Raw genomic sequence first — 26950 nt, 5'->3', positions numbered from 1 at the left:
AAACGCATAAATGCCTGATGCGCTACGCTTATCAGGCCTACATAACTCCTGCAATATATTGAATTTGCATGATTTGTAGGCCGGATAAGGTGTTCACGCCGCCTCCGGCATGAACAACGCGCACTTAGTTAATAATCAGGATGTGAGGTTATTCCTCACCCTGCCTTATCCGTAAAAACGGCATAAAGAATAACACATCAACCACTAAAGACGTTACCTGCGCCCGGGGCCGTTTTCAGCACCCAAACCCGGCCATAGTGGTTATACCAACCTGCACGGTGTCCGGCTTCCGGCCCGATTCCTTGATAGATATCGAAGTGTTGGCCTTTGATGGCACCACCGACATCTAACGCCACCATCAGACGCAGTTCGTACTGACCATTAAATTTGCCGTTATTATCCAGCAGCGGCACTTCTGCCAGCAAGGTTGTACCTGGCGGGATAATGGAACGATCGGAGGCAACTGAAGCGCGACCAACCAGCGGCACCGCACTTGCCCCTTTCACCGGTGCAAAAGACTGCGGTTTAAAGAAGACGAAAGACGGGTTCTGTTCCAGCAGCTCGCGAACTTCGGCTTCACTGTGTGTTTCACCCCAGTGACGAATCGCCTGCATCGACATATCTTCTTTTTTCACTTCGCCACGATCGATCAACACCTTGCCAATACTGCGATAGGCATGACCATTCTTTCCGGCATAGCTGAAGAAGTTAAGCGGACTGCCATCACCAAAGTCGATATACCCACTACCCTGCACATCCATAATGAAGTTATCCATCAGAGAGTTGCTGTAAGCGAGGATGTATTTATCGCTCAATGCTCCTGCGTAGATCTCCGCGCGAGACGGCAAACGCCCACGTTTTGGCGGCATTCGATAAATAGGATACTGGAACTCGCCCTGACGAGTATGGCGCGCCTGAATCACCGGCGTGTAATAGCCCGTAAACTGTACGTTACCGTAATTATCCGTACCTTCCATCTGCCAGGCGTCAATGCCGAACTGGCGCATATTGCGGGTATCACCGCCTGCACGCAGCCACTCCTGCACGGCGTTATAAACGCTACTCTGGTTGCCATACAGACGCGGCGACGCGTTGCGGATATGGTTAATTTGTTCGGCAAAATCACCGGCGTTAATCGGCGCGCCAACAGCATCTGGTTGGTTCACCAGAGAGAAAGGCTGGGTAAATTTCCCGTCTTTATATTGCTGTCCGCGATCGGTTGGTTTGGAGGAGCAGGCGGCCAGTATCGTCACAACCGCGCCCATAAGAAGGTACTTTACCCAACGTCCTTTCATTGTTCTCTTCTTCAGGTTAAAAAATAAGGCGTTAATGAAGATAACAAACCGTCGCCTTTAATGAAATCCGTAGTATTCCCTGATGCAAATTTTGTACAAAAAATAGACTTCAATGCTTTGTTTTTGTTCAAAATCATGCCAAATCCGTGATCAGAGTAAAAAAAAGGTTGCATGAAAACGCGAGCGGAGTATAGTGCGCATCCACGGACGCGGGGTGGAGCAGCCTGGTAGCTCGTCGGGCTCATAACCCGAAGGTCGTCGGTTCAAATCCGGCCCCCGCAACCAATTAAAATTTGATGAAGTAATAGCAGTACGGTGACGCGGGGTGGAGCAGCCTGGTAGCTCGTCGGGCTCATAACCCGAAGGTCGTCGGTTCAAATCCGGCCCCCGCAACCAATTATTGAACACCCTAACGGGTGTTTTTTTGTTTCTATTCTCCCATAAAAAAAGCGCCATTCAGCGCCTTTTTATCATCCCCTTCTCGCCAGCGTCGCCCCATCGGCAAAATACGCTTTAATTCCCGCAAGAATAGACTCCGCAACTTCCTGCTGGAAAGTCGCCGTTTTCAATTTGCGCTCTTCCTCAACGTTACTGATAAACGCCGTTTCGACCAGAATGGAGGGAATATCGGGCGCTTTCAGCACAGCAAACCCGGCCTGCTCAACCTGATTCTTATGCAGTTTGTTGATTTTCCCCAGCTTATTTAGCACGGCCTTACCAAACTTCAGGCTGTCGGCAATGGTCAACGACTGCACCATATCGAACATGGTGTGGTCGACATAGCGGTCGCCGCTTTTGCTCACGCCACCAATCAAGTCCGAGGCGTTCTGGGTTTGCGCCAGATATTTTGCCGCAGTACTGGTTGCGCCTTTGGTAGAGAGCGCAAACACCGAGGAACCGCTCGGCTGGCGACTGGTAAAGGCGTCGGCATGAATAGAGACAAACAAGTCAGCACGCTGTTTCTGTGCTTTTGCTACGCGCACTTGCAACGGAATGAAGATATCTTCATTACGCGTCATGTAAACCTTCATATTGCCCTCTTTCTCGATCAGAGAGCGCAGACGGCGAGCTATTTGCAATACCACGTCTTTTTCGCGCGTTTTGTATTTCCCCACCGCGCCGGAGTCTTCGCCGCCGTGGCCAGGGTCGAGCATAATGACAATCGGACGATCGCGCCCGGCCTTGCCTGGCTGTGGGCCACTCTGCGCAGGCGGCACCTGCTTTTCGAGGTCGCCTTTATTGTAATCTTCCAGCAGCGCCAGCAATGGGTCTTGCATGTCCTGAGCATTGGCCGGATAAAGGTCCATCACCAGACGTTCTTTAAACCCGGCGACCGGCGCGAGGGCAAACATCTGCGGTTTTACATTTTGCTTTAACTCAAAAACCATCCGCACGGTTTGCGGATCAAATTGGCCGACGCGTGCCGACTTGATGAACGGGTCGTCAGCGCGGATTTGCGCAGCCATCCCTTTGAGCACCGAGTTCAGGTTGACATCTTCGATATCCACCACCACGCGTTCTGGGTTACTCAACGCGAACTGCTTATATTTCAGCTGACGATTTGATTCTACCGTCACGCGGGTGTAGCTGGACGCAGGCCAGACGCGCACCGCCACGACCTGGCTGACCGCAGCCAGACTCACCTGGCTTACGCTCAATAGCCACATGGCGCCCGCGCCTTGCAGTAAACGACGACGGCTGATTGCAGTGTTGGATCCTGACATGCCTCTCCCGAGCAAAAGAAATCTAAGCTGTGTAACAAGTAAACGACCAATTTGACCGGAAACTTTAGCGAAAGACGCATAATCTGTCATCTATAAAACGGTAAACATTCTATTTATATTCACGGTATTACTGATAAAAAAGTCGCACTCGCATAAAATTTGCACTTGCACACGGCGAAAAAACAGAATAAAAATACAATAATTTAGAATAATCATGCAAAGAGGTGTGCCGTGGTAAAGGAACGTAAAACCGAGCTGGTCGAGGGATTCCGCCATTCGGTTCCCTATATCAATACCCACCGGGGAAAAACGTTTGTCATCATGCTCGGCGGAGAAGCCATTGAGCATGAAAATTTCTCCAGTATTGTCAATGATATTGGGTTGTTGCACAGCCTCGGCATCCGTCTGGTGGTGGTTTATGGCGCACGTCCCCAGATCGACGCGAATCTGGCAGCGCATCACCACGAGCCGCTATATCACAAGAATACGCGCGTGACCGACGCCAAAACGCTGGAGCTGGTGAAGCAGGCTGCGGGTACGTTACAACTGGATATTACTGCTCGCCTGTCGATGAGTCTCAATAACACGCCGCTGCAGGGCGCGCATATCAACGTCGTCAGCGGCAATTTTATTATTGCCCAGCCGCTGGGCGTGGATGATGGTGTGGATTACTGCCATAGCGGGCGCATCCGGCGGATTGATGAAGACGCGATCCATCGCCAACTGGACAGCGGTGCGATTGTGCTGATGGGGCCGGTGGCGGTTTCGGTCACTGGCGAGAGCTTTAACCTGACCTCGGAAGAGATTGCCACTCAACTGGCCATCAAACTGAAAGCTGAGAAGATGATTGGTTTTTGCTCTTCACAGGGCGTCACTAATGACGACGGTGATATTGTCTCAGAACTTTTCCCTAACGAAGCGCAAGCGCGGGTAGAAGCCCAGGAAGAGAAAGGCGATTACAACTCCGGTACGGTGCGCTTTTTGCGTGGCGCAGTGAAAGCCTGCCGCAGCGGCGTGCGTCGCTGTCATTTAATCAGTTATCAGGAAGATGGCGCGCTGTTGCAAGAGTTGTTCTCACGCGACGGTATCGGTACGCAGATTGTGATGGAAAGCGCCGAGCAGATTCGTCGCGCAACAATCAACGATATTGGCGGTATTCTGGAGTTGATTCGCCCACTGGAGCAGCAAGGTATTCTGGTGCGTCGTTCTCGCGAGCAACTGGAGATGGAAATCGACAAATTCACCATTATTCAGCGTGATAACACGACTATTGCCTGCGCCGCGCTCTATCCATTCCCGGAAGAGAAGATAGGTGAAATGGCATGCGTGGCTGTACATCCGGATTACCGCAGTTCATCAAGGGGCGAAGTTTTGCTGGAACGCATTGCAGCCCAGGCGAAGCAAAGCGGCTTAAGCAAATTGTTTGTACTGACTACGCGCAGTATTCACTGGTTCCAGGAACGTGGATTTACCCCAGTGGATATTGATTTGCTGCCGGAGAGCAAAAAGCAGTTGTACAACTACCAGCGTAAATCAAAGGTGTTGATGGCGGATTTAGGGTAAGCAATGAAAATCGCCGGATGCGATATGCGCAATKCCCCTGGCATGATAAGACGCGCATGCGTCGCATCAGGCATCGGCACTCATCGTCGGATGCGGCGTGAACGCCTTATCCGACCTACGGAAAATCAAAGGTGTTGATGGCGGATTTAGGGTAAGCGATGGAAATCGCCAGATGTGACATGCGTAACACTCGTAGGCATGATAAGACGCACATGCGTCGCATCAGGCAATCACATTTATCCCCGCGAACCAAACAACGCTGCCAGCCCGCTACGCCGCTCGGTGCGCGTGGCGATTGCCGCACTTAAAATGCGTTCATCGGCATACAATGACAAACGCCGACGCGCGCGGGTCACCGCGGTGTAAACCAGCTCTCGTGTTACTACCGGCGTGCGTTGGCTCGGTAAAATCAACGCCGCATGGTCGAACTCCGATCCCTGCGATTTATGTACCGTCATCGCCCACGTAGTTTCGTGCTCCGGCAGGCGACTCGGTTGCACCGACTTGATATTGCCATCCGGCATTGCAAACCAGACGCGCGTCCCCTGCCCGCGATCCAGAGCGACACCGATATCACCATTAAACAACCCAAGCGCACTGTCATTACGGGCAATCATCACCGGCCGGCCTTCGTACCAGCGCGAGTGCGGATGACGATGAATTTTGCGCTTCTGTTGCATAAACTGTTCAATTCGCTCATTCAGTCCTGCCACGCCAAACGGCCCTTCCCGCAGGGCGCACAAAAGCTGGTACTCATTGAACGCCTGAATGATTAAATCCGGCTCGGCACGCGCTTGCAGCAGATCCAGATAGCGTCCGTAACCCGCAAGAGCTTCCTCAAGCATCGCAATATAATCTTCGCCGCTCTGTAAAAGCCGTTTTTCGATATCAGTAAAATCCTGCTGAAAAACGGTTTTCACTGCCGTTTTATCGCCGCGATTAATAGCCGCCGCAAGCTGACCAATGCCAGAGTTGCTGCCGAAACGGTAACTCTTTTGCAGCAGGCAGAGACTATCGCGCAGTGATGCCGCTTCTGTGCCGCTTCCCGCCGGAACGTGGCTTCCCGTCAGGCGACTCAACTGCCCGGCACGCTCTGCGGTAAAGCCCGCATTGGCATAAGCGCAGATATCGCCCAGCACAGCTCCAGCCTCAACGGAGGCCAGTTGATCGCGATCGCCGAGGAAGATCACTCGCGCATGATCGGGCAAGGCGTCGATCAGTCTCGACATCATCGGTAGATCGATCATTGACGCTTCATCCACCACCAGCACATCAAGATGCAGCGGGTTACCCGCATGATGGCGTAAGCGCTGGCTACCTGGCTGCGCGCCCAGGAGGCGGTGCAAGGTGCTGGCGTCTTCCGGTATGCGTTTCTTTTGTTCATCGGTCAGCGGTAACTGGCGCAGAGCCTTGCCGAGAGATTCGGTTAAGCGCGCGGCAGCTTTACCCGTTGGTGCAGCCAGACGGATACGACAGCGTTCACCGTCGGCCATCTGAATTAACGCAGCCAACAACTTCGCCACGGTCGTCGTTTTACCTGTGCCGGGGCCGCCGGAAATTACCGAAATGCGCCGCGTCAGCGCCACTGCTGCCGCCACTTTTTGCCAGTTAATTTCATCACCAGGCGGAAAGAGTTTATCCAGCGTTTGCGCCAGCAACGCTTCATCCACCTCGATGGCATGATTCACCTCATTGAAGAAGCGCGCCACCGTACGCTCGTTACACCACATGCGATTCAGATAAAGGCGATCGCCACAAAGGATCATCGGCGTTGGTTCATCTCCCCGGCTGACCGCTTGTGAAGCCAGCAAGCATTCTTCCCAATTTTGTAGCTCACCGATTTCACTGACACAGGTCGCCAACAGCGGATGCGACGCCTCGTTATTTTCCAGTCGTGAAAGCGGCAAACAGACGTGTCCCTCTCCGGCATCATGACTTAACAGTGCCGCCGCGAGGGTGACGGCAGGATGTTCATCTCCCGCCACGGTCAGGGCAAATTGCACATCCAGCGGGCGTAGCTGTTTGTGCTCCACAGCTTCCAGTAATTGCTTTTGCAATTTCATTACGCCTCCTCCAGGGTCATACCGGCAAACATCTCATCCATCAGGTCAATCAACTCGGCGTTGGGTCGGGTCGCGTAGATCCCTTGTTGCGGATGTTCTTTATCAACGCCACGCAGGAACAGATAGATAACGCCGCCAAAGTGACGATCATAGTCGTAATCAGCAATGCGATGGCGCAGATAACGGTGCAGCGCCAGGGTATAAAGCTGATATTGCAGATCATAGCGGTGTGCCTGCATCGCCGCTGCCATAGCCTGTTGGGTGTAAGCCGAACTGTCTTCACCCAACCAGTTGGATTTATAGTCGAGCAGGTAATAACGCCCTTCGTGGCGAAACACCAGGTCAATAAAACCTTTTAACATGCCGCGCACCTGCATGAACTCCAGCGGCGGGCAGCCTGCGGATAGCGGGTCAAACTGGCGGATTAACGTATCAAGCTGACTGGCGATAAGCGGTTCACTAATCGGCAGATAAAACTCCATCTCCACCTGTTTATCGCGGTCGGAAAGCTGATTCAGGCTAACACCCGTTTCATTGAGTGGTGCCTGAAGAATAGCGGTGATCCACTCAGTTAACACAGGTTCCCAGTGCGCTTCAAAACCGCCAAGCTCCAGTTTTTCCCGCACCCAGTTCGGGTCAACCGGCTGGGTAAAATCCAGGTCTTCAAACAAACTGTGCAAGAACGTCCCCGGTGACGCACCGCGCGGAAACTGATGTGGTGTTAACGTCGGTTCTTCAACGACGCTGGCAACGCCTGCAGCATCGACATCCAGCCGAGGCATCAGATCCTGGGCGATACCGTGACCACGCTGTTGCAAACCAGAGTAGCTGGTGACGCGCCAGTTATCGCCGGGCAATCGTTGTAACGTCTTCGCATTCAGCTCTGCTGTAGAAACATCATTAACCTGCCAGGGTTGGTTATCACCAGTTTGTGCCGTTTGCCAGGCTATATCATCATCGCACAATGCTTCAATACAGGCGCGAAGCCCTGCCGCATCTTGCGGTTCTCCTTTTTGCAGCAAACGCCCGAGCGCACTTTGATGAACGTCGGTGTCACCTTTTTTATCGCCACGGCGGCGCACCAGCGGCGCCACACCGAGACTGCAATGCCAGACCGAACGCGTGAGCGCCACGTAAAGCAAACGCAGATCTTCAGCCAGACGTTCGGCTTCAGCAAGATCTACGCTTTCTGGCGCAGCGTTAAGATCCAGAACTGCTTCAAACGAGCCTCGATCGTGATAGAACGCCTGATCCTGTACACGGAAATTGGTGATAAACGGCAGCCAGACCAGCGGATATTCCAGCCCTTTCGATTTGTGGATCGTGACGATCTGCACCAAATGTTTGTCGCTTTCGAGGCGCATTTGTTGGCTGGAGGCATTACTGTCTGGCTCAAGGATATGTTGCGATAACCAACGCACCAAAGCATGTTCACTTTCCAGCTGCGTTCCCGCTTCTTGTAGCAGTTCGCTGATATGCAAGATGTCAGTAAGACGCCGCTCGCCACCTGCCGTTGCCAGCAAGTTTTCTGCAATGTTACGCGCCGACATCAGCGCCCGCAGCATTGGCATGACGCCGCGTTTGCGCCAGATTTGCCGATAACCATCGAACTCTTCGACTACCGCATCCCACGCATTTTCGTTATTGTTCAGCGTTTCGATATCCAGCGCGTTCAGCCCCATCATTGACGTTGCCAGCGCACTACGCAGGGTGTTCTCACGTTCGGGCGTCATCACCGCCTGCAACAACCAAAGCATTTCCTGCGCTTCCAGAGTTTCAAAAACACTGTCGCGGTTCGAAAGGTAAACGGAAGGGATTTCCAGCAACGTTAAGGCATCGCGCACCTGAGCGGCCTCCTGGCGGCTGCGCACCAGCACACTGATGTCCGAAGCACGCACCGGACGTGCATCATCGCCGTTCATCAGCAACGCTTCCCCACGCTGCCCGGCCTGTAACCAGTCGCGTATTTGCGCGGCACATACCTGCGCCATCGTACTTTGATAATCGCCAACGCCGCAGCTTTCGCCTTCCATCAGCCACATTTTCATCGCTGGCTGCGTTTCACCTTTAAATACAAAACGCAGTGCCTGATTTTTCCCGGCTGATTTCACTGGAATAAACGGTATTTCGCGAAACATGAATGCGTCATCAGTCTGGCTGAAAAGCTTGTTTACGCTGTTCACCATTCCAGGTGCGGAACGCCAGTTGGTATCTAAGGTGTAGTGCGCGTGAACTTCGCTACGCGCCTTCATATAAGTGAAGATATCCGCACCACGGAACGCATAAATGGCCTGTTTCGGGTCACCAATCAGCAGCAATGCGGTTTCAGACTGATGGTGCCAGATACGGCGAAAAATCCGGTACTGCTGCGGGTCCGTGTCCTGAAATTCGTCGATCATTGCCACCGGGAATCGCGTACGGATCGCTGTCGCCAGAGCCTCACCGCTTTCGCTACGCAGCGCGGAATCGAGCCGACTTAACATATCGTCAAAACCCAGTTCGCCACGGCGACGTTTTTCACGCGCTACCGTTTCGCGGATCTCAGCCAATGCGCGGGTGATCACCAGATCGCGGATCGACAATGGTTCTGCAATCAGTTGATCGATCGCCTCAAACAGCGGATGTCGCGGGGTTTCCCCCCCGGCTTTCGTGCGATCTTCTAAGAAACGCTGAGAGAATTTTTCCAGCGACTCTGGCAACTGATAACTGTTTGTCTCTTCTTCTGCCCAGGCACTGATCTTGTCTATCCATTTAGCCTGATTGCTACGGTTAAACTTGCGTCGATCAATGCCAGAAGATTCGATCAGCGCATCCAGTTCACCCACTGCGTCGCGCCACTGCTGTTTTACCGTATCAATACGCGCCACAATTTGCGCGTGGCGGGAAGCCAGCGTTTCATCATCGGGCGGCGGTGCTTTGATAACCGGCGCTTCGCCTTGCAGATAACGATTAATATCGCGCAGTAACGCCTGCGGCCCTTTCCAGGTTTCAAAGACGACCTGAGCAATTTCACGCGGTAACGGGTAGCAATGGCGACGCCAGAAATCGGCGCAGGCCTGGTAGCGCAGTAGCGATTCATCTTCAATCAGTTGCTGCTCAAATAACATGCCGGATTCAAAGGCATTCAGGTTGAGCATACGCTGGCAAAAACCGTGAATGGTAAAGACTGCCGCTTCATCCATCTGCCGTTCGGCTAACAACAACCACTGCGCGGCTTGCGCTTTATCGTCGATCTCTTCCAGAAGGCGTTCGTACAGTGGATTGTCGGTGGTTTCACGCAAACAAGCGATGCGCAGCTCGTGGATATTGCTACGGATACGACCGCGCAATTCTGCGGTGGCCGCCTCGGTAAAGGTCACCACCAGCAGTTCTTCAACGGTAAGCGGGCGGGGAAAGGCGGCAGAACCGCCTAGTCCAAGTAACAGGCGCAAATAGAGCGCCGCAATCGTAAAGGTTTTGCCTGTGCCAGCAGAGGCTTCAATCAGGCGCTCGCCCTGTAAGGGCAAGCGCAAAGGATCTAGAGTCTCGGCGACATCACTCATTCTTTTCACTCATCAGGGGCATTGTTTGCTGCAACGCGCTGACGTTCTCCCACACTTTCCAGCCTTCAGGGTGTACATATTCTGCTTTCCCATTCTGGCTGCCGGAAATCTGCGACAGGATAGCCATGCCTTGCGGCTCGACTACCGCCTGATGGAAGAAATCGGCCAGTTTTTGCGGCGTCAGCAGTTTAATCTGGGCCACGATTTTATCACGCGAATCGAAGCGCATATTGCCGCGATCGAAATCTTTACTTAACTTCGATGCTTCTTCGCCGAGCGTTTGCGGTGCCTGCAGCATCTGGGTAATTACCGCCTGCTGGATTTGCGCAAACTCTTCTGGCTTCATCGCCCGCAATTTTGCCTCTGCAGTTGGGAAAAACGCCTTGTAACGCTCCCACAAGAATGAAGGCTGTTTATCATTGCTTTGCAAAAGGAAGCCCATGCCCCACTGACGCCCCACGCTCATTGGGAATGCAAACACGGCATAGCCCAACTGTTCTTCGGTGCGCAACTGGTTGTAGAACCACGGCTGTACTATCTGCCCCAGCAGAGAACTATACGCTGAGCTGGTGTATTCATCGTAGCCAGTCGGTACAAATACCGCTGCCAGCGCAGAGTCGGTGCTGTTACCGGCTTTTTCAAAGATGACGGATTGTTTTTTATCGACCAGTACATCTTTGTTACGACACCACTCTGAGCCATCAGCGCCCAACTGTTTTTGCACATTGCGCGCCAGCGTTGTTGCCTGGGCTTCGGTCATGTTGCCAATAACCATAAACTCTGGTCGAGCCCCTGATTTTAAGGCGTCGCGATAGGCCAGCACCTCTTTCAAAGTGATGGAAGGCAAAATTTTGCGCCGTTCATCACGCGAGAAGTAAGGCACCTGGGAGAGCATCTGAGCGGGCATAATCGCCTGCTCAAACGCTTTGCCCTTTTCTGCGGAATCCATCATCTGGTTATACCAGGATTTTGCCTGCTCAAGCTGATCTTCCGTGGCGGTATAGCTAAAGTACCCCTCGAGCAATGCCTGGAACAGCTGCGGCAGACGCTGGGTGTAACCATTAGCATTAACCATAAGGCCGTTGTTAGCATTGGTGGAAAAACTTATACCACCAACCGACGCCTGGTTGCTTAACTGATCAAGCGCCAGCCCTGCGAGATAATCATTGAGCGCAAACGTCACCTGATTGCGGGCGCTGTCCATGGCTTTCGGATTACGCAAAATCAGGCTGACATCGGCTTTTGGCTCGTTGGCAAAATAACGGCTCGGCGCATACACCACACGCAGGTTCGATTCATCAACAATCAGCTCTGGGTGGTCATATTTCTTCTCTGATTTAATCAGCGAGAAATCGTCAGGAATATAGGGGTTAAGCTCCGGTAAGGAGAGCGCAATATTGGCGGCTTTTTGCTGCCAGTCAGCGAAAGTTTGTTCGCTGATTTTATCGACCTGATACGGCGCATCTACAAAATAAGCCGTTTTATTGTGCGGCTCTTTCGGGCTGATATACCAGATACGCGCATTCTGTGGCGTCATCATCGCCAGACGTTCTTTTACCGCTTTAGCATCATACCGATCGGCAATATTTACCGCGTCCAGCGTATGCTCAACAGGAACGCGAATCATGGTATCTGCCAGCCATTCGACGTAATCCATATCACGGGTGATCGACGGATAACGGAAGTCGATATCCAGCACATTCGCCAGTTCATCGAAGTATTGTTTATCAATGCCTTTTTCACGTAACAGATTGAGATAGCTAAAAATTGCCGCCACAACCTGATCGCGATTAGCCAGGCCTTTATCGGTTAAAGAGGCTGAGATCGCTAAAACGCCGCTGTTGCCGTTGACGATAGGATCGGAGTTGGCACTAATGCCCTCAACCAATCCCTGTTTTTGCAGCCAGTCGGAAAGTGTACCTGGGCTGCGATTACCAATCAGATAGGTAATCAATTCATCCGTTTTACTACGGAACTTCTCTGAGTTGTTATCGATGCGAAACTCAACGCGCAGAACTTTACGCGGCAGCGCCGGGACGTAATGAATGATAATGCCCTTTTGCGCGTCGGTGACTACCGGCACGGTGATTTCCGGTTTTTTGCTCTCTTTGTTCGGCACGCGACCAAAAGTGTCCGCCGCCATTTTTGCCAACTCCGGCAACGGTTTATTACTGTAAATAACCGCCTTCATCAGATTGGCGGAATAGTACTTCTCGTGGAAATCTTTCAGCGCCTGCTGCACCGGATTACCAGGTTTATCGCTTAAAGTTTCGAGGTTACCACCAGAAAACTTTGAACCGGGGTGTGCCGGGTTAATGGTTTCTGCGCTGACCTGTGCCATGCGCATCCCGTCACGCGTACGCGCCATGGTTAATTCAGCGTTCACCGCATTACGCTCACGTTCGGCATATTTCTTGTCGAGCAAGGGTTCAGCAATAGCATCGGCCAGGCGGTCTACCGCACCAGGCAAGGCGTCGTTCTCAACTTCCAGATAGAAAGCCGTGCGATACGGCGCAGTGCTGGCATTGTGACTGCCGCCGTGCATTTTGAGATATTCGGCCAGGCTATCAGCCTGAGGGTATTTTTTCGACCCCATCAGACTCATGTGTTCAAGGTAATGCGCCAGCCCCTGATAAGCCTCGGGATCTTCCAGCGACCCAACGGGCACCACCAGCGCCGAAAGCGATTTAACCGCCTGTGGATCTGAAACCAGCAATACCACCATACCGTTATCCAGACGCACAGCCTGATACTGGCGGTTATCTTTATCACTTTTACGGATGGTTTCCTGAATCGGCTGCCATCCCGTTTCTGCCTGACTTAAGGGTGCCCAGAGGGCGACAAACAACAATAATGCTTTGAACCAGGTGCTGCGGGGCATTCACGGACCTCATTATCAACTTTATTTTCCAACCAGATTCAACACGTTAACGTAAATCATCTGCCAGAATTTAATCTTGTGCTGAACGAGTCAGCCTATGTCTATATATCCATCAGTCCGTGACTGGTGCGCATCATAAAGTAAGCGAATGAATTGCGCAATTTTTATACAGCACTCATGACTGATTAAAGCGAAACAGCGGTAACAGGAAACGTTGCGATTGTTTAACGATGGCTTCCATTGTCTCTGGCGTTAATTGCCGCCATAGCCGTTGATACCAGATATCATCACCTTCGCCACGCACCATCATGTTGCCTTCGTAAGCCTGAAGGAATTTCGAACGAGCTTTTTGCAACGTGGATTCGTCGTCCAGCATGGCATCGTTTTCTGCGTCATAACAGGTTTTTAGCCATGCACCGCCGCTTTCAGGTAACACCAGCAATGGCGCGGACATACCTTCACGATACCCTTCAATCAGCTGTGAGAGGTAATGTAAAGCCTGTTCGGCTGCAAGCGGCGGAAAACGCCACTCGCCGTCTTTGCGTAGAAAAAGGCGACTTTCACCATTACCACCGCTGGCACAGTAGACAAGGTGTTCCAGCCAAAGTTGCATTCCCTGCGCCACACTTAATAAAGAGGGACGCCAGCGCAACAGGCCATCCGACTGGACCTGCGGCAACCAGCCCGTTATTTGCACACCGTTACAGGCGAGATCGATTTCCATGCTCTGGCCCGGCTGACGACAGGCAATGACTCTGTCGGCAAGTTGCTGCATCTCCTGACACTGCGTTTCCCAGAAAATTTCACCAAAGGCACCATACGGCAAATCACCTGCCGCCCGGAATCGGCGGAACAAGCGTTCGGCATCATCCTGCTCAACCAGTGCATTTAATAACTGCTGGTTGATTTGATAACGACTAAGCCCTTCAAGAATAAAAGGTTCGGTGTCGGGAATTTCGCTGTCTTCGGTACGGAAGTTCACCTGCAAACGCATCTGGAAAAACGCCCGCACCGGATGCGCCCAGAATCGTTGTAGCGTCTCCAGCGGCACAGTTTCCGGCAAGGTAAACGGTAGCGGCTGAACAAATTCAGAATGTGCCTTACCTGCCTGGCTGGCCGCGGGTAGCCACTCGCGCGCATAGCTTTGTAAGTTACCGGGCTGGTAGTTTTGCGGGTCAAACGGCATCCGGGTATGGTGGCAAGTAAGATGCGCTTTTACCCTTGCCTCGCTTTCATCACAGTTAAGCGCTTCATCGCCCGGTAGATAATGGCTTTGCCCGATGTAGTCGATCAGTTCCTGCACCAGAACCGACGGGAATCGTTCGCTGTTATCTTGAATGGAACGCCCGATATAGCTGATATAGAGTTTTTGTTGCGCGGATATTAACGCTTCCAGGAACAGATAGCGGTCGTCATCACGACGGCTACGGTCACCGCGCTTCGGTTTCTGGCTCATCAGGTCAAAGCCCAATGGCGCAAGCTGGCGTGGGTAAACTCCGTCGTTCATCCCCAGCAGGCAAACCACTTTGAACGGGATTGAACGCATTGGCATCAGCGTACAAATGTTAACCGGACCTGCGAGAAAACGCTGGCTGATACGTTCTTGATCCAGGCGTTGTGCCAGTTCATCACGTAACAGCGATAGCGGCACCGCATCGCCATACTGCGCACCTAAACCTTCAGCGATAATCGCCTGCCATTGTTGCTCAATAAGCGTCATCGCCGCTTCGGTTTCCGCATCCGGCAGGAAGAAGGCATTGAGCATATCGCGGCAAACCGGCAGCCACTCTTCAAGCGGGCGCTCCTGCGCCAGCCCGCGACGCCAGATGTTTAGCTGCATTAGCAGTGAAGCCAGATGCCCCACCAGTTCTGCAATTAAGCCGCTCGATTCATCATAAGGTAGAACCGATTGCCACTCGCCCTGCGCGCTCTCCATCGCGTAGCCCAACAACATACGCGTCAGGCCAAATCGCCAGGTGTGTTGTCCGGTGGCGGGGAGTTCCAGCTCACGAACGTTATCGTCATCTATGCCCCAACGAATGCCGGATTCGTTGACCCACTGGCGCAAGTAACGCAGCCCTTCTTCGGTGATGTCAAACCGCGCCGCCAGCACCGGCACATCCAGTAATGCCAGCACATCCTCTGACACAAAGCGACTGTCAGGCAGTGATAACAGGCTGATAAACGCTTCCAGCACGGGATGCGACTGCCGCGCCCGACGGTCGGAAATGGCGTAAGGCAGATACCGATCCGCTGGCGCACTGCCAAAAACGGCCTGAATAAACGGACTGTAGCTGTCGATGTCGGCCACCATCACGATGATATCGCGCGGAGTAAGTGTCGGATCTTCTTCCAACATCGCCAGCAGGCGATCGTGCAAAACTTCAACTTCACGCTGCGGGCTATGGCAAACGTGGAAGGTGATACTGCTATCCTGCGGGTCAAGCGGGCGTTTGTTGTCGCTACGGGAAAACTCTTCGAGGTTCACGCCCGCAACGGCGCGGTTTTCCAGTTCCAGAATGTCGGACTGTATGTTATGCAGCAGATTATCTGGCGTGACATCGACAAAGGCGTCCAGCTCCTGACTGTTCTCCAGATCGGATAGGAGATAGATATAGTCGCGCCCCAACTTGCCCCAGGAGGCCAGTAGCGGGTTGCCGACATCCTGTTCACCGTCGCTGTTAAAGAGCTGTCCGGCATTTTCGCTATCGCGAAATAGCGGCAATTCGCGATCTTCAAAACTGTGTCGACGCTGGCGGGTCAGCAGTTTCGCCAGATAAGCAGGATCTTTAATATCGCCCCAGTAATAACGGCAAGGGTTGGTAAACAGGAGATGGATTTCAATATGTTTACCCAGCGCCTGTAGCGCCTGGAGATAAACAGGCGGTAACGCGGAAATACCGCATATAAAGACGCGCGAAGGTAAGCCGGGTGGGCAGGTCGTCGCAGACTCCAGTGTTTCGATAAAGCGTTGATAGAGATTGGCACGGTGCCAGCGCGGTTGCCCGAGTTCATGGGTATATTCCACCAGCGCCTTCCACAACGGAGCTTGCCAGGCCTGCGCTTCTCCCAGCCCTTCAACCAGATGCCCGGCTTCCCACTGCGCCAGCCAGTCCGGGCGATAGACCAGATATTGGTCAAACAGGTCCGCCGCTTTTGAGGAAAGCTGAAACAGTTTTCGCTTGTCGCTATCGTCAGTCAGGTAATGACGCAATAGTGTAAAATCTTCGCGATCCAGCAGTTGCGGCAGCAGAGTCATCAGTTTCCAGCTCATACTCCGCTTGTTAAAGGCGCTCTCTTTGGGGATCTCCGGTAATACACGGACAAACATATCCCAGATAAAGCTCGCAGGCAGCGGAAAATCAATGTTTGCCGCAATGCCGAATTTCTGCGACAGAGTCATTTGCAGCCACTGCGCCATACCGGTACTTTGCACCAGAATCATTTCTGGCTCGAAAGGATCGTCCAGCCGTTCGCGTTCGACAATAAACTCCATCAACGCTTCCAGTACGTCCAGACGATTGGAATGGTAGACCCTTAACATAGCGGCTCCTGACTACTGACGATTCGGGCAATGCAGGCGGGTCATCTCGCCTTCTCTGCCCCCGGGTGAAAATAGCGTAACGCTGATGCTGACACATCCCGCCTGCGATGTCTGCATTCGGTTGACCTGCCAGTTTGCAGGTGGCGAAATCGCGCGCAGTTGTGCTTGCTGCCAGGCGTGCCGCCAGAGCTGCTGGTACTGGTTTCTGCTGGCAAGACTGGTGCTTAATGTTCGCTGGTAACCAGATAACGCAGTGACAATCATCACCATCAGTACCATCGCCAACATCACCTCCGGCAGGCTAAAACCTTGCTGATTCTTCAGGGAAGCTGACATAACGCCTCCTCTTTCAGCGGACAAAAATCACTCCAGCCATGTGGCGAAAATACGATATTCCCATCGATGACTTCCCCCATTCGCCATAATGAAACGTCTTCATAACCGGCTATTAGCAAGGTTTTATTATCTGCAAGTCTTCGCAGGCACGCTCGAGCACCCGTTGCGGCGTATTGCGAACACTGAACAGCTTGCTGTACCTGCCAGGCATGCATTTTCCCCCACTCAAGCGCCGACTGCACAATGGCCTGACGGCGTAATGACTGGCTTTCCATAGTCACGCGAGAGGCAAAACTGCGATCCTGCTGGCTCATTCCTTGTAACAGCAAGCTGCCCAAAACCAGCAGCATCAGGACCAGTGCCAGCGATGAAACACCCTTTTCGCGGTTCACAGGTTGAATCCTGTCACGCTATAGCTGGCATCCACCACGGTTTGTGGATCAGCCTTGCTGGCAGCGTGCATATTAACCGTCAGCACCGGCGGGAAACCGCTGTTATCCTGTCGGGTAACCTGAAAAGTGTCGATAACGACGGCATCTGGGTTGGTCAATTTATCCCAGCCCTTACCTTCACAGGATGTCGTGCCGCGTAGCGTTTCCAGGACATTGTCTTTTAGCCGAAATCCAATCTGGTCGGATTCTTTTCCCGGCTCATGCTCCCAGATACCGTTACTGTTCGCATCCCACTGCACAATGATGCAGTCACCCTGCCCAACAATTTTCAGACCTTCACCAGGGCAGGTTCCATGACAATAACCTGCTCTCTGGAGATGCTTCGCGACTGTAAATACCCGCAGCCAGATTTCATCTTCCAGCGCCAGCTTGCGAGTAGTAATCAAACTTTCACGCTGTAATGCGGGCAGAAATCGCGCAGCTCCCAGCAGCAGTACGCTACTGATTGCCATAGCAATCAGCACTTCCAGCAGAGAAAAACCTTGCTCTTTTACAGGCATCCTTCTGTTTCTCCTTGCTGACAAAGCCGGAGCCTTCCCCACGGCGAAACCACCAACCACCACTCGCCCGCTGAATTTTTGAAGCGAATATGTCCGGCCCATGCAGTATTGCGTAGGCCAAAGAAAGTGAGCGAAGGTGTCAGGTCGCTCATTTCGACTTCGGGCCAGCGAGGCACAAAGACCAGCGGTGAACTGCCATGACAGGTATTCGCCCCAGCGGCGGCACTCGCAAGACACCATGACGTTCCCTCCCTGATGACACCGATACTGTGGTCGCGGTTATGCCAGTTGGCATCCTCACGTAAATAGAGCAAATAGTCTCGCGCCTGGCTGGCGGTTTGCCATAACCGTTGCGACTGCTGCCAGTACTGCCAGCCATAGAGACCACTTGCACTTAGCATGACCAAAATCAGCATCGCGACCAGCGTTTCAATCAGCGTATAACCACGTTGTTTTTTCATGCCGGCAGTATGCGGCGCGGAGAAAAAAAGACGAGTGCCAGTTTCTATTTCTTCGGCACGTCTTCCGGACTATTTACCCTGTTGCAGGGCGTTGCAAAATTTCGGGAAGGCGTCTCGAAGAATTTAACAGAGGATAAAAAAAACCGACGCACACTGGCGTCGGCTCTGGCAGGATGTTTCGTAATTAGATAGCCACCGGTGCCTTAATGCCCGGATGCGGATCGTAGCCTTCAATCTCAAAGTCTTCGAAACGGTAGTCGAAGATGGATTCGGGTTTACGTTTAATAATCAGCTTCGGCAGCGGACGCGGTTCACGGCTTAATTGCAGATGGGTTTGATCCATATGGTTGCTGTACAGGTGCGTGTCGCCACCGGTCCAGACAAAATCACCCACTTCAAGATCGCACTGCTGCGCCATCATATGCACCAGTAACGCATAGCTGGCGATGTTAAACGGCAGCCCCAGGAAGACGTCACAGGAGCGTTGATAAAGCTGGCAAGAGAGTTTGCCGTCTGCGACATAGAACTGGAAGAAGGCATGGCATGGAGCCAGCGCCATTTTATCCAGTTCCCCCACGTTCCACGCCGAAACAATAATGCGGCGGGAATCCGGGTCGTTTTTCAACTGGTTCAGCACTGTGGTTATCTGGTCAATATGACGTCCATCCGGCGTTGGCCAGGCGCGCCACTGTTTGCCATATACCGGGCCGAGGTCACCATTTTCATCAGCCCATTCGTCCCAGATGGTGACATTGTTTTCGTGCAGATAAGCAATGTTGGTGTCGCCCTGCAGGAACCACAGTAGTTCGTGGATGATGGAACGCAGGTGGCAACGTTTGGTTGTCACCAGCGGGAATCCATCCTGCAGGTTAAAACGCATCTGATGACCAAAAATGGAAAGCGTTCCGGTTCCGGTACGGTCGTTTTTCTGTGTGCCTTCGTCGAGCACTTTTTGCATCAGTTCTAAATACTGTTTCATGGTTCCTCAGGAAACGTGTTGCTGTGGGCTGCGACGATATGCCCAGACCATCATGATCACACCCGCGACGATCATCGGGATGGAAAGAATTTGCCCCATACTGATGTACTGCACCCAGGCACCGGTAAACTGCGCGTCGGGCTGGCGGAAAAACTCAACAATGATGCGAAACGCGCCGTAGCCAATCAGGAACAAGCCAGACACGGCCCCCATCGGGCGCGGTTTACGAATATACAGGTTGAGGATAATAAACAGCACCACACCTTCCAGCAGCAGTTCGTACAACTGTGACGGGTGGCGAGGCAGCACGCCGTAAGTATCAAAAATGGACTGCCACTGCGGATTGTTTTGCAGCAACAGAATATCTTCGGTACGGGAACCCGGGAACAGCATGGCAAACGGGAAGTTCGGGTCAACGCGGCCCCACAATTCACCGTTAATAAAGTTGCCCAGACGCCCGGCGCCAAGACCAAACGGAATAAGCGGTGCGATAAAATCAGAGACCTGGAAGAAGGAACGTTTGGTGCGGCGGGCGAAGATAATCATCACCACAATCACGCCAATCAGGCCGCCGTGGAAGGACATGCCGCCGTCCCAGACACGGAACAGATACAGCGGATCGGCCATAAACTGCGGGAAATTGTAGAACAGAACATACCCAATACGTCCGCCAAGGAAAACGCCAAGGAAACCCGCATAGAGTAAGTTTTCAACTTCATTTTTGGTCCAGCCGCTCCCCGGACGGTTCGCCCGACGTGTTGCCAGCCACATCGCAAAAATGAAACCTACCAGATACATCAGGCCGTACCAGTGAAGCGCAACGGGTCCTATTGAGAAAATGACCGGATCGAATTCCGGAAAATGCAGATAGCTACTGGTCATCTGTCACCACAAGTTCTTGTTATTTCGCTGAAAGAGAACAGCGATTGAAATGCGCGCCGCAGGTTCCAGGCGCTCCAAAGGTGCGAATAATAGCACAAGGGGACCAGGCTGGTTGCCGGATACCGTTAAAAGATATGTATACGATCCGCGCTATAGCCCCCCGCGAATCAGCCCACCCATGCCGCGACGCTCCATAAATGCCGCAACCTGATGACGAACTTCAGTCGCCAGTTGTGCTTCCAGGCTGCGCCGCGCAAGGTTTTCCGCTTCGGCAAAATCAATGCGCCGCAGCAAATATTTTACGCGCGCGACAGAACGCCCGTTCATAGACAGATGGCGATACCCAAGCCCAATGAGGATTGCTACGCACATAGGATCTCCCGCCATTTCGCCACACAAACGGAGATCTATTCCTTGCGTTTCCGCTTCCCGGGCGATCATTGCCAGCGCACGTAACATCGCAGGATGCAAGCTGTCATAAATGTTCGCAACTCGCGTGTTGTTACGATCAACAGCCAGGATGTATTGAGTCAGATCGTTGGTGCCAACAGAGATAAAATCGACCCGGTTTGCCAGATGCGGCAGCATAAACACCATCGATGGCACTTCCAGCATGATACCGATACGCGGTTTGGGGATCGCATAGCCGATCATCTCCTCGACTTCACGTCCGGCACGTTCAATCAGGCGGCGTGCTTCGTCAACTTCATCGAGGCTTGTGACCATCGGCAATAAGATGTTCAGGTTGCCCGTTGCTGCATTAGCACGCAGCATCGCCCGCACCTGGATCAAAAAGATCTCCGGCTGATCGAGCGTAATGCGGATCCCACGCCAACCCAGACATGGATTCTCTTCGCTGATAGGCATGTAAGGCAGTTGCTTATCAGCACCAACATCCAGCGTGCGCAGCGTGACAGGCTTATCATTGAACATTTGCAACATGCCCTGATATTGCGCCACCTGCTCTTCTTCCGACGGGAAACCGCTTTGCAACATGAAAGGAATTTCAGTGCGATAAAGGCCGATGCCATCAATACGGCTGCCCAGTTTTTCTTCATGTTCCGGGCTTAAACCCGCATTGAGCATGACTTTAATGCGCTCACCGCTTTTTAACTGTGCGGGTAAATTGACGTCATCTTCCGCCAGTCGGCTTAGCTCATTTTCTTCGCTAATTAGCCGTTGGTATTCTTGTAGCAGCACCGGTTCCGGGTCGACCAGTAATTCCCCGCGATAACCATCAACAATCAGCGTCCGATGATGCAGCACTGAAGGTTGAATGTCCGCCCCCATCACGGTAGGAATACCCAGCGCGCGCACCATAATCGCCGCATGGGAGTTGGCCGCACCATCGCGTACGACGACGCCGACTAAGCGATCCTGGGGCAACTCCGCAAGGGTCGTCGCCGACAATTCATCTGCCACCAGAATGAAACGTTCCGGCCAGGCGTTCGGCCCCTGATTTGCATCATCAAGGTGAAACAGCAACCGCTGGCCCAGCGCGCGTAAATCGCCAGCGCGCTCTTTGAGATAGTTATCACTTAGCGCGGCAAACTGTTCAGCAAATTTTTCAATGACCGTTTTCACAGCCCACTCTGCGACCGAGCCTTTATCCACCTCGGCAAACAGTTCGCGACGCAAACGGGTGTCGGAAAGCAGGTGCGAGTAAAGATCGAAAATGGCCGCCGTTTCTTTCTGCGCCCCGGCAGCAAAGCGTTTGCTGTAACGACGAAATTCGTTAGCTGCCTCTTCCAGCGCTCCGGTCAGGCGCTCACGTTCCAGCGCTGGATCCAGCGTTGATGCCTGATACACCTGTTCCATTAAGGGTAAAGTAGCATCCTGCCAACCTTCGGCAATAGCCACGCCGGGTGCAGCCGGCAATGCGCGGATTCGCGTCTGGCGATATTGTCCGAATAAGGCAGTCAACTGCGACTGGGAAAGAATGGCCGCCATCTGGGTGGCGAGCGTCACCAGAAAGGATTCTTCGCTTTCATCGTACTGGCGTAGCTCTCGTTGCTGCACCACCAGCACGCCAAGCAATTGGCGACGCTGAATAATCGGAACGCCTAAGAAAGCACGGAAACGCTCTTCTTTTACGGAGGGGACATATTTGAAGCTGGGGTGTTTTTGCGCATCCGCAAGGTTTATCGGTTCCGCCAGCCTGCCAACCAGGCCGACGATCCCTTCATCAAACGCGAGCGTTACGGTGCGACCTCGCGGTTTTTTCAGCCCCCGAGTCGCCATCAGGTAGTAACAACGTCGGTCATGATCGGCCAGGTAGACCGAACAGACTTCGGTATCCATCGCAAGACAGATGTCGGTAACCAGAATATTCAACGCCTCGTTAAGGCGGGGAGCACTGGCTACCTTTTCGACTATTTCGCGCAGGCGAGTGAGCATAATTGGCGTGACTTAACCTCTTTTACGTCGATAAGTAGATGCGTTTTGTGGTTTAGGCGTATTGTCCTGTAGCGCCATCACAACACTCGCAAACTCTTTCATTACCCTGCGGTAGACATCACGTTTAAATGACACCACCTGTCTGACCGGATACCAGTAACTTACCCAACGCCAGCCGTCAAACTCTGGTGTACTGCTGGTTTGCATATTGATTTCCGCATCGCCGCTCACCAGCTGCAAGAGAAACCATTTTTGTTTTTGGCCGATACACACCGGCTTCGTGTCCCAACGCACCAAACGTTTTGGTAATTTGTAGCGCAACCAGTTACGCGTTGAAGCAAGGATTCGAACGTCTTTGCGGCTTAATCCTACTTCTTCAAACAATTCACGGTACATCGCCTGTTCTGCGGATTCTCCGGGGTTAATTCCGCCTTGCGGAAATTGCCAGGAGTGCTGACCAAATCGACGGGCCCACATTACTTGCCCCTGACGATTACAAATCACGATACCTACGTTTGGGCGGTAGCCATCGTCATCAATCACCGGACTACCTCAAAATAAAACTTTATATGCGAATGATTGTTTCATACTCCTGGAAGGCGGTAAACCACTCTCTGCAAGGCATTACACACTAATAACAATTGAATAACTCACAGTTAAGTGCAGAGTTATAAACAGCAGAGGGGGAACATCACCGTTTTTATTCACCTTTTCTGTGGATAGAGTTGTGAAGAACTACGGAATTACTACGGGAAAACCCAGAGCATTCTGAACACCCCTGATTCAGGCATTACAAAATAATAATTACTAATCAATGAACTAGGTGCTTAAATCGCTACCAAACAGGTAAAATCGTGACCTGTATCACACTCACTGTATACGAGGTGGTGAAAGATCAACCAATGTCGTATTTATCCACAGAATGTGCCAATAAGTTAAGCACCACATCACTAAAAATTGGAGTTTCGTCGCACGTCAAGGCTGTAAATGGAAACAGTAGTGAGGGTTTTTCACAGTTATCCCAGCTTTCTGTGGATAACATGGTGTAAGATCCTGTTTATTTTCAGTGACCAGATTTGGAAAACCTCCCCACACGTTGCGCAACACGGTTATCTGAGGCCTAAAAAGCAATATAAATCATGCAATTGAATAACACGCGTGGAAAAAGTTACACTTGGCATATCCGGTATAAAATTGCTGCTCAATTTTTAATCAAGGTATAACACCATGCTCCAGCCTCACCCATTGCTCTCTCCACCAGAAACTGAAGCGCAGTTATTTGCGCAAGCACAGCAACTTTCCGGTTACACATTGGGTGAGCTGGCGGCACTTGCCGGGCTGGTTGCACCGGAGAATTTAAAGCGCGATAAAGGCTGGATAGGCGTGTTGCTGGAAATTTGGCTTGGCGCAAGCGCAGGCAGTAAACCTGAACAAGATTTTGCGGCCCTGGGCGTAGAGCTAAAAACGATTCCTGTGGATAGCCTTGGCCGTCCTCTGGAAACCACTTTCGTTTGCGTGGCGCCTTTAACCGGCAATAGCGGCGTCACCTGGGAAACCAGCCATGTACGTCACAAGTTAAAACGCGTGCTGTGGATACCTGTAGAAGGCGAGCGCAGTATTCCTCTGGCGCAGCGGCGCGTAGGGTCGCCATTACTGTGGAGTCCAAATGACGAAGAGGAACGGCAGTTACGCGAAGACTGGGAAGAATTAATGGATATGATTGTTCTTGGTCAGGTTGAAAGAATTACCGCTCGTCACGGGGAATATTTACAGATAAGACCTAAAGCGGCGAATGCGAAAGCGCTCACCGAAGCCATTGGCTCCCAGGGTGAACCGATTCTGACACTGCCACGCGGCTTTTATTTAAAGAAGAATTTCACCAGTGCGCTATTGGCTCGTCATTTTTTGATCCAGCACCCATCGCTTTGACCTGCCGCATTCCGGGCATATAATTACCGCTTCATTTTTTTGGCAGGGCTTTGTTTGATGTTATTTGCATGGGTAACCGATCCTAACGCCTGGCTTGCGCTCGGTACGCTGACGCTGCTGGAGATCGTTCTTGGGATCGATAATATTATTTTCCTCTCGCTGGTGGTGGCAAAACTACCTACAGCACAACGTGGCCACGCACGGCGTCTGGGTTTGGCAGCGGCTATGGTCATGCGTCTGGCGCTGCTGGCGTCTATTGCCTGGGTCACGCGTCTGACGAATCCGCTTTTTACAATTTTCAGTCAGGAAATTTCCGCTCGCGATTTAATTTTGTTACTCGGCGGTCTGTTCCTTATCTGGAAAGCCAGCAAGGAAATCCACGAATCCATCGAAGGTGAAGAAGAAGGATTGAAAACTCGCGTTTCATCATTCCTCGGCGCTATCGTGCAGATTATGCTGCTGGATATTATTTTCAGCCTCGACTCGGTGATTACCGCTGTGGGTCTGTCAGATCACTTATTCATAATGATGGCAGCAGTGGTGATTGCCGTAGGCGTGATGATGTTCGCCGCGCGCTCGATTGGTGATTTTGTCGAACGCCACCCTTCGGTAAAAATGCTGGCGCTCTCTTTCCTGATTCTGGTGGGCTTTACCCTGATTCTGGAAAGTTTCGATATCCACGTACCGAAAGGTTACATCTACTTCGCGATGTTCTTCTCTATTGCGGTTGAAAGCCTCAACCTGATTCGCAACAAAAAGAATCCGCTCTGATATTCCGTTCGCTCTCCTGCGGGAGAGCGTTCGGCCAGATCTCTTCCTCACAGTTTAAGATTTTCCTGCTTTCATGATGTATAACGTCAGATTATAAACAGTCTATTATCATTAATGGGCAAAATAGGTGAGGATGACCGGATGAAAAAATGGGCAGTATTAATTTCTGCAGTCGGACTGGCATTTGCCGTTTCCGGCTGTTCCAGTGATTACGTCATGGCGACCAAAGATGGCCGTATGATTTTGACAGATGGAAAACCGGAAATTGATGATGACACCGGGCTGGTGAGTTATCACGATCAGCAAGGTAACGCGATGCAAATAAACCGTGATGATGTTTCGCAAATTATTGAACGTTAAAAAATAAGGTCAGCATCCGGCTGGCCTTAAGATTTTTCTCTTTCCCTTTTCCCTTCCCTCTGCCATTTTTATATTCCTTATGTCGTGATTATAAAAAGGAAACGGCTATGCAATATCACCGTATACCCCACAGCTCGCTGGAAGTCAGCACGCTGGGGCTTGGCACGATGACGTTTGGTGAACAGAACAGCGAAGCCGACGCCCACGCACAACTCGACTATGCCGTTGCTCAGGGCATTAACCTTATCGACGTTGCCGAGATGTACCCGGTACCGCCACGCCCCGAAACTCAGGGGTTAACTGAAACCTATGTCGGTAACTGGCTGGCAAAACATGGCAACCGCGAAAAATTAATTATCGCCTCCAAAGTGAGCGGACCGTCGCGTAATAATGACAAGGGGATCCGCCCGGATCAGGCGCTGGACAGGAAGAATATTCGCGAAGCTCTGCATGACAGCCTCAAGCGTCTGCAGACTGATTATCTCGATCTCTATCAGGTGCATTGGCCACAGCGCCCCACCAACTGTTTCGGCAAGCTCGGTTATAGCTGGACAGATTCTGCGCCTGCAGTTTCGCTGCTGGATACGCTGGACGCACTGGCAGAGTACCAACGCGCGGGGAAAATTCGTTATATCGGTGTGTCGAATGAAACCGCATTTGGCGTAATGCGCTATTTACATCTCGCGGATAAACACGACCTGCCGCGTATTGTCACCATTCAAAACCCCTACAGCTTGTTAAATCGCAGCTTTGAAGTGGGTCTTGCTGAAGTCAGCCAGTATGAAGGCGTCGAGTTACTGGCTTATTCGTGTCTGGGTTTTGGCACGTTGAGCGGGAAATATCTCAACGGCGCAAAACCGGCTGGCGCGCGCAATACACTCTTTAGCCGCTTCACTCGCTACAGCGGTGAGCAAACGCAAAAAGCCGTCGCGGCGTATGTTGATATAGCCAAACGTCATGGTCTGGATCCAGCTCAGATGGCGCTGGCCTTTGTGCGTCGTCAACCGTTTGTTGCCTGCACTCTGCTGGGCGCAACAACGATGGAACAGCTGAAAACTAACGTCGAAAGTTTGCATCTGGAGTTAAGCGAAGACGTGTTAGCAGAAATTGAAGCGGTGCATCAGGTTTATACTTATCCGGCACCGTGATCCTCTCGCCTGGCGTTTTGCGCCAGGCGTCTTTTTTCCCACTTTTCAGAATATATTCACTACTTTTCGCCGCATCTTTCCTGACAAAGCGCAATAGACTCTTTCTGTCAACGCCAGCGCGCG

The 26950-nt window shown here is 52.2% G+C and carries 20 protein-coding genes and 2 tRNA genes; 7 read left to right on the top strand and 15 right to left on the bottom strand.

Going from position 1 to position 26950, the window contains the following annotated elements:
* Positions 1 to 197: 197 nt before the first annotated feature.
* The gene (gene mltA, locus FFT88_RS14965) at positions 198 to 1295 is read right to left on the bottom strand and encodes a murein transglycosylase A (protein ID WP_130259363.1); all 1098 of its coding nucleotides are present in this window, start codon (positions 1293 to 1295) and stop codon (positions 198 to 200) included.
* Between the two features lie 208 nt (positions 1296 to 1503).
* Between mltA and FFT88_RS14960 the strand changes: the two genes are divergently transcribed.
* Together FFT88_RS14960 and FFT88_RS14955 are read left to right on the top strand one after the other, a co-directional pair.
* Positions 1504 to 1580 (top strand) — tRNA-Met (locus FFT88_RS14960).
* A 34-nt stretch (positions 1581 to 1614) separates the two neighbouring features.
* Positions 1615 to 1691: transfer RNA gene (locus tag FFT88_RS14955), tRNA-Met, on the top strand.
* A gap of 74 nt (positions 1692 to 1765) precedes the next feature.
* On the opposite strand, the gene amiC is transcribed toward FFT88_RS14955, so the two are convergent.
* Entirely contained in the window at positions 1766 to 3019 is a 1254-nt protein-coding gene (gene amiC / locus FFT88_RS14950) for an N-acetylmuramoyl-L-alanine amidase AmiC (RefSeq protein ID WP_044189882.1), read from the bottom strand.
* A 231-nt stretch (positions 3020 to 3250) separates the two neighbouring features.
* Between amiC and argA the strand changes: the two genes are divergently transcribed.
* Positions 3251 to 4582, top strand: coding sequence for an amino-acid N-acetyltransferase (argA, locus tag FFT88_RS14945; RefSeq protein WP_135405608.1), 1332 nt, complete (start codon positions 3251 to 3253; stop codon positions 4580 to 4582).
* Positions 4583 to 4818: 236 nt separating this feature from the next.
* Here the strand turns inward: argA and recD are convergent, their stop codons facing one another.
* The 13 genes from recD to FFT88_RS25855 form a co-directional block, all read right to left on the bottom strand.
* Positions 4819 to 6645, bottom strand: coding sequence for an exodeoxyribonuclease V subunit alpha (gene recD, locus FFT88_RS14940; protein ID WP_130217865.1), 1827 nt, complete (start codon positions 6643 to 6645; stop codon positions 4819 to 4821).
* Positions 6645 to 10187: an exodeoxyribonuclease V subunit beta gene (gene recB, locus FFT88_RS14935; RefSeq protein WP_135405607.1), complete on the bottom strand. Its 3543-nt coding sequence runs from the start codon at positions 10185 to 10187 to the stop codon at positions 6645 to 6647. Before recB ends, recD begins: the two co-directional genes overlap by 1 nt.
* Entirely contained in the window at positions 10180 to 13068 is a 2889-nt protein-coding gene (ptrA, locus tag FFT88_RS14930; RefSeq protein WP_135405606.1) for a pitrilysin, read from the bottom strand. The genes recB and ptrA overlap by 8 nt, the downstream gene beginning before the upstream one ends.
* Positions 13069 to 13243: 175 nt before the next feature.
* Entirely contained in the window at positions 13244 to 16612 is a 3369-nt protein-coding gene (gene recC / locus FFT88_RS14925) for an exodeoxyribonuclease V subunit gamma (RefSeq protein ID WP_135405605.1), read from the bottom strand.
* 12 nt (positions 16613 to 16624) lie between these two features.
* On the bottom strand, positions 16625 to 16948 hold the full coding sequence (locus FFT88_RS14920; RefSeq protein WP_130207726.1) for a prepilin-type N-terminal cleavage/methylation domain-containing protein: 324 nt from the start codon (positions 16946 to 16948) through the stop codon (positions 16625 to 16627).
* A complete protein-coding gene (locus FFT88_RS14915; RefSeq protein ID WP_135405604.1) occupies positions 16933 to 17340 on the bottom strand; it encodes a DUF2509 family protein in 408 nt (135 codons plus the stop codon). Before FFT88_RS14915 ends, FFT88_RS14920 begins: the two co-directional genes overlap by 16 nt.
* On the bottom strand, positions 17337 to 17900 hold the full coding sequence (locus FFT88_RS14910; protein WP_130217875.1) for a prepilin peptidase-dependent protein: 564 nt from the start codon (positions 17898 to 17900) through the stop codon (positions 17337 to 17339). The genes FFT88_RS14915 and FFT88_RS14910 overlap by 4 nt, the downstream gene beginning before the upstream one ends.
* Entirely contained in the window at positions 17891 to 18361 is a 471-nt protein-coding gene (locus tag FFT88_RS14905; RefSeq protein WP_135405603.1) for a prepilin peptidase-dependent protein, read from the bottom strand. The genes FFT88_RS14910 and FFT88_RS14905 overlap by 10 nt, the downstream gene beginning before the upstream one ends.
* A gap of 184 nt (positions 18362 to 18545) precedes the next feature.
* Entirely contained in the window at positions 18546 to 19340 is a 795-nt protein-coding gene (gene thyA, locus FFT88_RS14900; RefSeq protein ID WP_000816232.1) for a thymidylate synthase, read from the bottom strand.
* 6 nt (positions 19341 to 19346) lie between these two features.
* Positions 19347 to 20222, bottom strand: a complete 876-nt coding sequence (gene lgt, locus FFT88_RS14895; RefSeq protein WP_032239304.1) for a prolipoprotein diacylglyceryl transferase — start codon at positions 20220 to 20222, stop codon at positions 19347 to 19349.
* Positions 20223 to 20372: 150 nt separating this feature from the next.
* Positions 20373 to 22619 carry a phosphoenolpyruvate--protein phosphotransferase gene (gene ptsP, locus FFT88_RS14890; RefSeq protein WP_130221489.1) on the bottom strand — a complete coding sequence of 749 codons (2247 nt, stop codon included), beginning with the start codon at positions 22617 to 22619 and terminating at the stop codon, positions 20373 to 20375.
* Between the two features lie 12 nt (positions 22620 to 22631).
* Positions 22632 to 23162 (bottom strand): RNA pyrophosphohydrolase, encoded by a 531-nt coding sequence (rppH, locus tag FFT88_RS14885; RefSeq protein WP_130207736.1) that lies wholly within the window; start codon positions 23160 to 23162, stop codon positions 22632 to 22634.
* 352 nt (positions 23163 to 23514) lie between these two features.
* A complete protein-coding gene (locus FFT88_RS25855; protein ID WP_276606370.1) occupies positions 23515 to 23661 on the bottom strand; it encodes a hypothetical protein in 147 nt (48 codons plus the stop codon).
* A 185-nt stretch (positions 23662 to 23846) separates the two neighbouring features.
* Here FFT88_RS25855 and mutH point away from each other — a divergent pair, with 185 nt between their 5' ends.
* From mutH to FFT88_RS14860, 4 genes are all read left to right on the top strand, one after another.
* Positions 23847 to 24548 carry a DNA mismatch repair endonuclease MutH gene (gene mutH, locus FFT88_RS14875; protein WP_135405601.1) on the top strand — a complete coding sequence of 234 codons (702 nt, stop codon included), beginning with the start codon at positions 23847 to 23849 and terminating at the stop codon, positions 24546 to 24548.
* 57 nt (positions 24549 to 24605) lie between these two features.
* Positions 24606 to 25319: a TerC family protein gene (locus FFT88_RS14870; RefSeq protein ID WP_064529833.1), complete on the top strand. Its 714-nt coding sequence runs from the start codon at positions 24606 to 24608 to the stop codon at positions 25317 to 25319.
* A 141-nt stretch (positions 25320 to 25460) separates the two neighbouring features.
* On the top strand, positions 25461 to 25679 hold the full coding sequence (gene ygdR / locus FFT88_RS14865; RefSeq protein ID WP_000758660.1) for a lipoprotein YgdR: 219 nt from the start codon (positions 25461 to 25463) through the stop codon (positions 25677 to 25679).
* A 107-nt stretch (positions 25680 to 25786) separates the two neighbouring features.
* Positions 25787 to 26827, top strand: a complete 1041-nt coding sequence (locus FFT88_RS14860) for an NADP(H)-dependent aldo-keto reductase (protein WP_135405600.1) — start codon at positions 25787 to 25789, stop codon at positions 26825 to 26827.
* Positions 26828 to 26950 lie beyond the last annotated feature (123 nt).

Source organism: Escherichia sp. E4930, assembly GCF_005845405.1.
Taxonomy (GTDB): domain Bacteria; phylum Pseudomonadota; class Gammaproteobacteria; order Enterobacterales; family Enterobacteriaceae; genus Escherichia.
Note: the sequence above shows the minus strand (reverse complement) of the source record. Positions and strands in the feature narration are given on the sequence as shown.

Coding starts and splice junctions, on each gene's coding strand:
- mltA (WP_130259363.1), bottom strand. CDS start 1,295: ATGAAAGGACGTTGGGTAAAGTACCTTCTTATGGGCGCGGTTGTGACG.
- amiC (WP_044189882.1), bottom strand. CDS start 3,019: ATGTCAGGATCCAACACTGCAATCAGCCGTCGTCGTTTACTGCAAGGC.
- recD (WP_130217865.1), bottom strand. CDS start 6,645: ATGAAATTGCAAAAGCAATTACTGGAAGCTGTGGAGCACAAACAGCTA.
- recB (WP_135405607.1), bottom strand. CDS start 10,187: ATGAGTGATGTCGCCGAGACTCTAGATCCTTTGCGCTTGCCCTTACAG.
- ptrA (WP_135405606.1), bottom strand. CDS start 13,068: ATGCCCCGCAGCACCTGGTTCAAAGCATTATTGTTGTTTGTCGCCCTC.
- recC (WP_135405605.1), bottom strand. CDS start 16,612: ATGTTAAGGGTCTACCATTCCAATCGTCTGGACGTACTGGAAGCGTTG.
- FFT88_RS14920 (WP_130207726.1), bottom strand. CDS start 16,948: ATGTCAGCTTCCCTGAAGAATCAGCAAGGTTTTAGCCTGCCGGAGGTG.
- FFT88_RS14910 (WP_130217875.1), bottom strand. CDS start 17,900: ATGCCTGTAAAAGAGCAAGGTTTTTCTCTGCTGGAAGTGCTGATTGCT.
- FFT88_RS14905 (WP_135405603.1), bottom strand. CDS start 18,361: ATGAAAAAACAACGTGGTTATACGCTGATTGAAACGCTGGTCGCGATG.
- thyA (WP_000816232.1), bottom strand. CDS start 19,340: ATGAAACAGTATTTAGAACTGATGCAAAAAGTGCTCGACGAAGGCACA.
- lgt (WP_032239304.1), bottom strand. CDS start 20,222: ATGACCAGTAGCTATCTGCATTTTCCGGAATTCGATCCGGTCATTTTC.
- ptsP (WP_130221489.1), bottom strand. CDS start 22,619: ATGCTCACTCGCCTGCGCGAAATAGTCGAAAAGGTAGCCAGTGCTCCC.
- FFT88_RS25855 (WP_276606370.1), bottom strand. CDS start 23,661: ATGTTATCCACAGAAAGCTGGGATAACTGTGAAAAACCCTCACTACTG.
- mutH (WP_135405601.1), top strand. CDS start 23,847: ATGCTCCAGCCTCACCCATTGCTCTCTCCACCAGAAACTGAAGCGCAG.
- FFT88_RS14870 (WP_064529833.1), top strand. CDS start 24,606: ATGTTATTTGCATGGGTAACCGATCCTAACGCCTGGCTTGCGCTCGGT.
- ygdR (WP_000758660.1), top strand. CDS start 25,461: ATGAAAAAATGGGCAGTATTAATTTCTGCAGTCGGACTGGCATTTGCC.
- FFT88_RS14860 (WP_135405600.1), top strand. CDS start 25,787: ATGCAATATCACCGTATACCCCACAGCTCGCTGGAAGTCAGCACGCTG.